Source organism: Longimicrobium sp. (genome assembly GCF_036280135.1).
GTDB lineage: Bacteria > Gemmatimonadota > Gemmatimonadetes > Longimicrobiales > Longimicrobiaceae > Longimicrobium.
In genome coordinates this window covers 1-9,125 of the sequence record NZ_DASURI010000121.1, presented here as the reverse complement: position 1 = coordinate 9,125, position 9,125 = coordinate 1, and the positions used below count along the sequence as shown (strand labels likewise).

Sequence of the window (9,125 nt, the reverse complement as noted above, 5' to 3'; positions counted from 1 at the left end):
GTCTGATTGCGGGAGGTTTCGACCTCCCCGACCGGTCCACCCAAGTTCCGGACGCGCGTGACTCGCGTCGTTCGATGCTTACAGCACAACCCGACTTCTTCCCTGACCCGGACCTTTACGGCCGGTGGCTATGGCGCGGGGGATCCACCCGATCCCATCCCGAACTCGGAAGTGAAAACCCGCTGCGCGGATGGTACTGCCGGGGCCACCCGGTGGGAGAGTACGGCGCCGCCGGCCTCATCTTCAAACGCCCGCTTCGATCTACTCAGATCGGAGCGGGCGTTTGCTTTTGGCCTGAGTCCTCGAGCAACTGCATTCGCACGCAGAGGCAGCAGGGGCAGCAGAGGAACGGCAACTGACATTCTCACGCAGAGCCGCGGAGGACGCAGAGGGCACGGGCGAGTCCGAACGCGGCGGCGCATTGGCCGTAAAGGAAGACGGCCCGCGCCAGGGAAGGTGCGAGCCGTCATGGTGACGCAGTTGCAGGTTGTTCCCCGCACAGTTCGCAGTTCACCCCAGCCGCGCCAGGGCCTCCTCCACCCTCGCGCCGCCGCGCACGTGCTCGTACACCTGCCCCAGCACGTCGCCGCGGGCAAAGAGCAGCCTCGTGCGGTCCGCGGCGCCGGAGGGCACCTCCATCACGGCCACGCCGGCACCCGCCAGGCGCTCCAGCAGCGCGCTGAACAGGCCCGTGGACAGGTGCGCCCCGCGTGGGCCGCCGCCGGCCTCGCTCTCCACCCAGCCCGTGAGCTCCAGCACGCCCACGGCCGGGTGCAGGTCGCGGAACTCCAGCGTGCCCCAGCCGCGGTCCGCGAAGAACGTGGCCGCCGCCCGCCAGAACTCCGCCGGGTCCAGCGCATCCCACGACGCGCCGCTGAAGTCACGCGACAGGCGCGCCTGCAGGCCGCCGTACACCTCGTCGCCCAGCTCGTAGCCGATCTCGCGCAGCACGGTCACGGCCTCCATGGGCTCGCGGTCGCCCACGACAAAGCGGCGGACGGTGCCCAGCAGCGTGGCGGGCACCTGCACAAAGCGCGACGGGGCGGCGGTGGTGGCGTTCATCACAGCTCCAGGTGGAGAGATTCGTCTTCCGCCGGCGCGTCGGCGGGCTCCGCGGCGGAGTCCAGCGCGGCGGGGAGGGCCAGCAGGTCGGCCTCGGACAGCTGCTTGATTCCCAGCTCCTGCGCCTTGGCGAGCTTGGATCCCGCGTCCTCGCCCACGACCAGGTAGTCCGTCTTCTTGGTCACGCTCCCCGTCACCCGCCCGCCGTGCTGCTGGATGAACGCCTCCAACTGCGGGCGGGACATCGTGGGGTGCGTGCCCGTGATGACGAAGGCCTTGCCCGTGAACGGCCCCTGGGCCGGCTCGGCGCGCTCCTCCGTCATCTTCACACCGGCCGCGGCCAGCTTCTGCACCACTTCCTGGTTGCGCGGCTCGGCCATCCAGGCGTGCAGCGCGGCCGCCATCGTGTGGCCGATGGTGTGCACGGCCTCGATCTCCTCCGTCGTGGCCGCCATCAGCCGCTCCATGCCGCCAAAGTGCCGGGCCAGCGTCTGCGCGGCGATCTCGCCCACGTGGCGCACGCCCAGGCCAAACAGCACGCGCGCCAGCCCCTGCTGCTTCGACGTCTCGATGCCGTTCAGCAGGTTCTGCGCGGACTTGTCCTTGAAGCCCTCCAGCTCCAGCAGCTGGTCGCGCGTGAGCGTGTACAGGTCCGCCACGTCGCGCGCCATCCCGCGCTCCAGCAGCGTTTTGATGGTCTGCTCGCCCAGGCCGCGGATGTCCATGGCCCCGCGCGACGCGAAGTGCACGATGCCCCAGTAGATGCGCGCCGGGCAGGCGCTGTTGGGGCAGTACACCATGGCCTCGCCCTCCGGCCGCTCCACGGGTGTGCCGCAGCCGGGGCAGACGGTCGGCATCTCGAACTGCGCCGCGCGCGCCTGCCCCTCCTCCAGCACGGGCCCCACCACCTGGGGGATGACCTCACCGGCGCGTTTGAGGATGACCTTTTCGCCCGCGCGGATGTCCTTGCGGCGGATGTCGTCCTCGTTGTGCAGCGTGGCCAGCTTGACCACCACGCCGCCTACCTCCACCGGCTCCAGCACGGCGTACGGGTTCAGCGCGCCCGTCCGGCCCACGTTGATCTCGATGGACTTCAGCGTGGTGACGGCCAGGTCCGGCGCGTACTTGTAGGCGATGGCCCAGCGCGGCTCCCGCCCGCCCACGATGCCCAGCTCGTCCTGCAGGGGGAGCGGATCGACCTTGATGACGGCGCCGTCCACCTCGTAGTCCAGCGTGGAGCGCCGCCCCTCGAACTCCGCCACGAAGGCGAGCACCTCGTCCAGGTCCTTGCAGGGGCGCGCCAGCGGATTGACGGGCATCCCCCACGCCCGCAGCGTCTCCAGCAGCCCCCACTGCGTGTCGAACGGCAGCGTCTCGCCGCCCGCCTCGACCGCGTAGGCAAAGAAGCGGAGGGGACGCGAGGCCGTGACGGCGGGGTCCAGCTGGCGCAGGGAGCCGGCGGCGGAGTTGCGCGGGTTGGCGAACGTGGCCTGGCCCTCGGCCGCGCGGCGCTGGTTGAGCTTCTCGAAGCCGGCCAGCGACATGTACACCTCGCCGCGGATCTCGAAGCGGCGCGGCGGCACGGGCCCGTCCGCGCGCAGGCGCAGGGGGATGTCCTTGATCGTCCGCAGGTTGCGCGTAACGTCCTCGCCGATGGCGCCGTTGCCGCGCGTGGCGCCCTTGACCAGCACGCCGTCCTCGTACGTGAGCGCGATGGCCAGCCCGTCGATCTTGGGCTCGGCCACGTAGCCGCGGGTGCGCACCTCGTCCAGGATGCGGGCGTTGCGCGTTTCCCACGCGCGCAGCTCGTCCGGGCCGAATGCGTTGTCCAGCGACAGCATGGGCGCGATGTGCTCCGTCTTCTCCAGCCGGCTGGCGGGCTCGGCGCCCACGCGCTGCGTGGGCGAGTCGGGCGTGCGCAGGGCGGGGTCCGCCGCCTCCAGCTCCCGCAGCTCGCGGAACAGGCGGTCGTACTCCGCGTCGGAGAAGGTGGGCGCGTCGAGGACGTAGTACTCGTGGTTGGCGCGTTCGATGGCCTCGCGCAGTTCGGCGGCGCGCGCGGCCATCGAGGCCGTGTCGGGCGGGGTCATTCCGTGGCGGGGGAAGCCTGGGATGCGCGGATCACCTGGTTGCGGCCGCCGTGCTTGGCCTGGTACAGCGCCTCGTCGGCGGCCTTGAGCAGCGACTCCGGCGAGTCGATGCCGTCGCCGGGAAAGGAGGCCACGCCGCACGAGACGGTCATCCGCACCTCCGTGGCGCCGTCGCGGTACACGTGGCTTTCCACGGCGTGCCGAACGCGCTCGGCGAAGGCGGCGGCCGCCTCTTCCTCCGTGCCGGGGAGGATGGCGATGAACTCCTCGCCCCCGTAGCGCCCCGGCATGTCGATCTCGCGGGCCGTTTCCTTGATGATGCGGGCCGTCTCGTACAGGATCACGTCCCCGGTGGGGTGCCCGTACGTGTCGTTGATGTTCTTGAAGCGGTCCAGGTCCATCATGGCCACGGCCACGGGCTCGCCCGTGCGCAGGCTGCGCTCGAACTCGTCGTGCAGCAGCCCCTGCACGTGCCGGTGGTTGAACAGCTCCGTGAGGCCGTCGGTGATGGACAGCTTCTTGAGCCGCTTGTTGGCCAGTTCCAGCTCGCGGTTCTTGAGGTCCAGCTCGTCCTGCAGGAACTTGATGCGCAGCATGGCCCGCACCCGCGCTTCGAGCTCGCGGAAGTTGTACGGCTTGCTGATGTAGTCGTCGGCGCCGCTCTCCAGCCCCTGCACCACGTCCTCGGCCTCGTTGAGGGCCGTGACGAGGATGATGGGGATGAAGGGCAGGCGCTCGTCGTCCTTGATGCGCCGGGCCACCTGGTGCCCGTCCAGCCCGGGCATCATCACGTCCAGGAGGATGAGGTGCGGCGGCTCGTCCTTCACGCGCTCCAGCGCCTCCTCGCCGTTGGACGCCGTGACGACGGCGTAGCCGCGGGAGGAAAGGCGCGCGTCCAGGATCTCCACGTTGTCGGGGACGTCGTCCACCACCAGGATGCGGGTGGGGCCGCCGTCCGACGCTTCCTGCAGGGTCAAGCGTTGGCCTCCCGCCCGGAGCCGATGAACTTCTCCACCTCGGCCACCACGCGGCGGGGCTCGCAGGGCTTGGCCAGGTACCCGTCGCAGCCCACCTCCTGCGCCTTGGCTCGGTCCGTGGCCAGGGCGTGGGCCGTGAGGGCGATGATGGGGATGTCGCTGGTGGCCGGGTCGCCCTTGAGGATGCGGGTGGCCTCCCACCCGTCGATGATGGGGATGGAGATGTCCATCAACACCAGGTCCGGATGGTCCTCGCGGGCCATGCGGACGCCGTCCTCGCCATTCCTGGCCTCGATCACCTGGTACCCGAAGTGCTCGAGGATCGTGCGGTAGACGGTCCGGTTGTCCTCGTTGTCCTCAACGAGAAGGACCGTCTTGCTGGAGTCCGCCATCCGGATGTGCCTCCTGAACGGTTACGTCCCTGGTGCCCGCCAGGCGATCGCCAGATGGCGCGCCGCGGGCAGACGGTTAATAATACCCGGGCGGTTCCCCGGGGCAAGCCTGCCCCGCGCGCCGCGTCCGTGGCCGCCCGGTGGCACGTGCGTTGCCCCCGGGCCGGCACCGCGTCCCCTTTCCCCACGAAAGCACCGATGCAATACGAAGAGCAGTCGCGGCGCCTGAGCATCCTGGGCGGGTTTGCCCTGGGCATCGTCTTTGGCGCGGGCGTGGGACTGCTGTGGAACACGGGCCGCCGCGAGACGCCCGGCAGCGACGCCGTCCGCCGCGCCCGCGGCCTCAGGGCGCCCACGGGCAAGCGCCTGCACGTGTCCGCCGGCGGCGCCGCGGGGCGCATGGCGCGAAAGAAGTTCGCACTGTAGGCCGCGTTTCGTCCGGCGGGGCGGGCTCGCGGCGGGAAAACCGCGGGGGACAGGGGACGGGTTACAGGGAACAGCCTGCAACCGGCCTGTCCCTCGCCTTTCGTTCAAGACGCGCGCGGGATCATCCGTTCTCCGCGCCGTGGAACCGGAACCGACGTTTCAACGCCTGATGCCGATCGCACCGCAGGAGCTGGGGCCCCTCTTTCGCCGGATGTTCGCCGACCGGCGCTTTGTCGTGGTGAGCAACCGCGAGCCGTACGAGCACCGGTGGTCCGCCGAGGTGGGCGAGACCAGTGTGAGCCGGCCGGCCGGCGGGCTCACCTCCGCGCTGGACCCGCTGATGCAGGCCCTGGGCGGCACCTGGGTGGCGTGGGGCAGCGGCGAGGCCGACGCGGCCGTCGTGGATCCGCATCACCGCGTGCAGGTGCCGCCCGAGGATCCGCGCTACACCCTGCGGCGCGTGTGGCTCACGCACCACGACATCCACCGCTACTACCTGGGGTTCAGCAACCAGTTCCTGTGGCCCCTGTGCCACCTGCGGCCGGACCTCACGCGCGTGCGCACGCGGTACTGGGAGCGGTACCGCCGCGTGAACCGCCGCTTTTCCGACGCCGTGCTGGAAGAGGCGCAGGGCAAGCAGGCGGCCGTGTGGATCCAGGACTACCACCTGGCCCTGGCGCCCGCGCTCATCCGCGCGCGGCGGCCGGACCTCACGCTGTCGCACTTCTGGCACATCCCGTTTCCCCCGTTCGACATCTTTCGGCTGGCGCCACAGGCGGAGGCGCTGCTGCGCGGCCTGCTGGCGAACGACCTGATGGGCTTTCACCTTCCCATGCACGCGGACAACTTCCTGCGCTGCGCGCGGCGCATCGCGGGGGCGGAGGTGGACTGGCAGGCGCGCACGGCCACGCTGGACGGCCACACCTGCCACGTGGGCGCGTTCCCCATCTCCATCGACGTGGACCAGTTCCGCGAGGCGGCCACGGTCCCGGACGCGGAGGAGCAGATGGCGCGCATCCGCCAGCGGTACGCGCCGCGGGGCGGGATGATCGGCGTGGGGGTGGACCGGCTGGACTACTCCAAGGGGCTGCCGGAGAAGTTCAAGGCGCTGGAGATGCTGTGGGAGCGGTACCCGGAGTTCCGCGAGCGCTTCACCTTCATCCAGGTGGCGGTGCCCAGCCGCAGCGACATCGAGGCGTACGACGACCTGGCGCAGAAGGTGGATCGCCAGGTGTGGGAGATCAACGACCGCTTCGGCACGGGCGACTGGCGGCCCATCCACCTGCTCAAGCAGTCGCTGCCGGTGGAGCGCCTGGCCATCCTGTACCGGCTGGCGGACGTGTGCATCATCGGCTCGCTGCAGGACGGGATGAACCTGGTGGCCAAGGAGTACGTGGCCAGCCAGGTGGACCGCAACGGCGCCCTGCTGCTGTCGGAGTTCGCCGGCGCGGCGGAGGAGATGGCGGACGCCGTGCTCATCAACCCGTACGACCCCGAGGGGTGCGCCCTGCGCATCCGCGACGCGCTCACGCTCCCCGCGTCCGATCGCGCGGCGGCCATGGAGCGCCTGCAGGGCTCGCTGACGACCATCTACGACTGGCTGAACGACGTCTTCACGGCGTGGGGCGGCGTGGCCCGCGACGGGGCGTCGGCCGCGCCGGTCTCTCCGCGGGCGACGGCGGTGGAGCCGGACGACGAGCTCTTCGCCGATCTGTACGCAGACGCGGCGGAGTCGGAGGAAGAATAAAGAAAACTGATTTCTCACGCAGAGCCGCAGAGGCGCGGAGTACTTCATCTCGGAACGAAGTACTCTGCGCCTCTGCGGCTCTGCGTGAGAATCTTTTTTCTGTTTTCAGTGGGGAGGCCAGAGGGCGTGCGGTACACCGTGGGCGTGCAGGATGACGGCGAGCGCGTCCACGTCCTCGGGGAGCGTTTCCAGGGCAAGATTGCAGCGCGCCCGGGCCGCCGGCGGGGCGGGGACCACCTCGGCGGGGATGCCGGATTCGCGCGCCACCTCCTCGGCCCACAGCGCGTGGTGCGTGGTCTCGAAGACGAAGACGGGAACGCTCACGGCACCCGTCCGGAAAGGTTGGACAGAGTGTAACGCCAATGGCTTGCGCGCTTTACGCTCACCCGTTACCATTGCCTTAAAGCTGTGATTTCGGGGGAACCCCAATCCGCGCGGTTCCCGATTTGCATGCAAGCTGGAGCGCCGCCGGCGTTCCGGCCAGTGTTCGTCCCGGTGCAATGGGGCCGTCAGATTCCCATTGCCCCGGACGTATTACCCTCAGGGGCCGGCCAGGGTGGCCGGCCTCGCGTTCCCTTCAGCCCTCGCGTGCCGCCGGGCACCGGAAGCGCGCGAGCCTTGATGAAACGCCCGTCCGCCGCTTGGCGGGACGGGCGCACGCGTCACATCCGAGGAACCCGACAGGAGCGGAGACATCCGCAATCGCGGCCCGGGCGCGGGGGCGCGGAGTGCGGGCAGGGGAAACGCAGTCGGTGCGGTACCTTTTCGTCGGTCTCTACGAGAGAGATGGTCGACGTTGAACCCGGAGAATGCAGGATGAGAACACTTCGTACGCTGCTTGCCGCGGCCCTGACGCTGGCGTTCGCGCCGGCGGCGGCGCTCGCGCAGGGAGGCACCATCCGCGGCGTGGTGACCGAGCAGGGCTCGGGTCAGCCGCTGCAGGGGGTGTCGGTGTCCGTCGTGGGCACCAACCAGACGGTGGTCACGAACCAGGAAGGCCGCTACGCCATCAACAACGTGGCCGCGGGCCAGCGCACCGTGCGCGCCGCGCGCATCGGCTTCGCGGCGGGGACGCGCACCGTGACGGTGGGCACCACGCCGGCGGAGGCCAACTTCACCCTCACGCCCGACGTGCTGGGCCTGGACGAGCTGGTGGTCATCGGCTACGGCCAGACGGAGCGCCGCAACGCGGCCGGCGGCGCCATCGCGTCCGTCCGCCCCGCGGAGCAGACGGCGGACCTGCCCACGCCCACCATCAACGAGGTCCTGCAGGGCCGCGTGGCGGGCGTGCAGGTGCAGCAGAACTCGGGCACGCCGGGCAGCGCCATCAGCGTGCGCGTGCGCGGCGCCTCGTCCATCTCGGCGGGCAACCAGCCGCTGTACGTCGTCGACGGCGTGCCGCTCATCCAGGGCGACTTCTCGCCGTTTGGCGAGGACTTCCTGGGCGGCCAGCAGATCGACGCGCTGGCGGACCTGAACCCCAACGAGATCGAGTCCATCGAGGTCCTCAAGGACGCCTCGGCGGCCGCCATCTACGGCTCGCGCGCCAGCAACGGCGTGGTGCTCATCACCACCCGCCGCGGCCGCTCGGCCGACCGCCCCGAGATCCAGTTCAACAGCTGGGTGGGCACGCAGAACGCCTGGCGGGTGCCGGAGATGACCAACGCCCAGCAGTACCTGGAGCTGTACAACGAGGCGTGGGTCAACGACGGGTACGCGGGCGCCACGGGCTACCCCTCGCTGTTCGAGTACTACAACGACAACATCGGCACGAACATCGACCCCACGGGCCGTATCGACACCGACTGGCTGGACCAGGTGATCGAGCCGGCGGGGATCAGCAGCCTGTTCGGCAGCATCACGGGCGGCACGGAGCGTTCGCGCTACTTCGTGAGCGGCAGCCGGCTGCAGCAGGACGGCATCGTGCAGCCCCAGGGCTACGAGCGGCTCAACGGCCGCCTGAACCTGGACTACTCGGTGAGCGACAAGCTCACCCTGGGCACCAGCGTGGGCCTGGCCCGCGCCGTGACGGACCGCGCGGCCAGCGACAACAGCGTGGTGTCGCCGTTCGCCAACGCCATCGCGTCGTCGCCCCTGGAGCCGGTGTTCAACGCCGATGGTGACTACCACGTGGGTGACTTCTACCCCAACGCGGTGGGCCTGCGGCAGAACAACGTGGAGGAGCGCAGCCTGCGCGTGCTGGGCAACGCGTTCGCCAACTACCAGATCAACGACTGGCTGAGCGCCCGCTTCAACACGGGCGTGGACCAGTACAACCTGCGCTCGTACCTGTACAACAGCCCCAGCATCCAGCCGGGCTCGCCCACGGGCAGCGGCGTGACGGGCAACTCGTACGCGAGCAAGGTGCTGGCCGAGGGCACGCTGAGCTGGGACCGCGACATCAACGACCAGAACACGTTCTCGGGCGTGC

The 9,125-nt window shown here is 70.2% G+C and carries 8 protein-coding genes and 1 rRNA gene; 4 read left to right on the top strand and 5 right to left on the bottom strand.

The window, feature by feature from the left end; all coding sequences use genetic code 11:
- Positions 1-120 precede the first annotated feature (120 nt).
- Positions 121-237: ribosomal RNA gene (gene rrf / locus VFZ20_RS03840) — 5S ribosomal RNA — on the top strand.
- Between the two features lie 273 nt (positions 238-510).
- Here the strand turns inward: rrf and VFZ20_RS03835 are convergent.
- The 4 genes from VFZ20_RS03835 to VFZ20_RS03820 are packed head-to-tail and all read right to left on the bottom strand — an operon-like array spanning position 511 to position 4,521.
- On the bottom strand, positions 511-1,062 hold the full coding sequence (locus VFZ20_RS03835) for a hypothetical protein (protein ID WP_329682506.1): 552 nt from the start codon (positions 1,060-1,062) through the stop codon (positions 511-513).
- Positions 1,062-3,152: an NAD-dependent DNA ligase LigA gene (ligA, locus tag VFZ20_RS03830; protein ID WP_329682505.1), complete on the bottom strand. Its 2,091-nt coding sequence runs from the start codon at positions 3,150-3,152 to the stop codon at positions 1,062-1,064. Before ligA ends, VFZ20_RS03835 begins: the two co-directional genes overlap by 1 nt.
- Entirely contained in the window at positions 3,149-4,129 is a 981-nt protein-coding gene (locus tag VFZ20_RS03825; RefSeq protein WP_329682504.1) for a diguanylate cyclase, read from the bottom strand. Before VFZ20_RS03825 ends, ligA begins: the two co-directional genes overlap by 4 nt.
- The gene (locus VFZ20_RS03820) at positions 4,126-4,521 is read right to left on the bottom strand and encodes a response regulator (RefSeq protein ID WP_329682503.1); all 396 of its coding nucleotides are present in this window, start codon (positions 4,519-4,521) and stop codon (positions 4,126-4,128) included. Before VFZ20_RS03820 ends, VFZ20_RS03825 begins: the two co-directional genes overlap by 4 nt.
- A 198-nt stretch (positions 4,522-4,719) precedes the next feature.
- Here VFZ20_RS03820 and VFZ20_RS03815 point away from each other — a divergent pair, with 198 nt between their 5' ends.
- Positions 4,720-4,947, top strand: a complete 228-nt coding sequence (locus VFZ20_RS03815) for a hypothetical protein (RefSeq protein WP_329682502.1) — start codon at positions 4,720-4,722, stop codon at positions 4,945-4,947.
- A gap of 169 nt (positions 4,948-5,116) precedes the next feature.
- Positions 5,117-6,694 (top strand): trehalose-6-phosphate synthase, encoded by a 1,578-nt coding sequence (locus VFZ20_RS03810; protein ID WP_329682501.1) that lies wholly within the window; start codon positions 5,117-5,119, stop codon positions 6,692-6,694.
- Between the two features lie 105 nt (positions 6,695-6,799).
- On the opposite strand, the gene VFZ20_RS03805 is transcribed toward VFZ20_RS03810, so the two are convergent.
- On the bottom strand, positions 6,800-7,018 hold the full coding sequence (locus VFZ20_RS03805) for a DUF3343 domain-containing protein (protein WP_329682500.1): 219 nt from the start codon (positions 7,016-7,018) through the stop codon (positions 6,800-6,802).
- Between the two features lie 492 nt (positions 7,019-7,510).
- Here VFZ20_RS03805 and VFZ20_RS03800 point away from each other — a divergent pair.
- Positions 7,511-9,125 (top strand): TonB-dependent receptor plug domain-containing protein (locus tag VFZ20_RS03800; RefSeq protein ID WP_329682499.1); only part of this gene is annotated, 1,615 nt, incomplete at its 3' end.

What these genes read in the sequence shown, in the direction of transcription:
- VFZ20_RS03835 (WP_329682506.1), bottom strand. Translation starts at nt 1,062, where the DNA reads ATGAACGCCACCACCGCCGCCCCGTCGCGCTTTGTGCAGGTGCCCGCC.
- ligA (WP_329682505.1), bottom strand. Translation starts at nt 3,152, where the DNA reads ATGACCCCGCCCGACACGGCCTCGATGGCCGCGCGCGCCGCCGAACTG.
- VFZ20_RS03820 (WP_329682503.1), bottom strand. Translation starts at nt 4,521, where the DNA reads ATGGCGGACTCCAGCAAGACGGTCCTTCTCGTTGAGGACAACGAGGAC.
- VFZ20_RS03815 (WP_329682502.1), top strand. Translation starts at nt 4,720, where the DNA reads ATGCAATACGAAGAGCAGTCGCGGCGCCTGAGCATCCTGGGCGGGTTT.
- VFZ20_RS03810 (WP_329682501.1), top strand. Translation starts at nt 5,117, where the DNA reads ATGCCGATCGCACCGCAGGAGCTGGGGCCCCTCTTTCGCCGGATGTTC.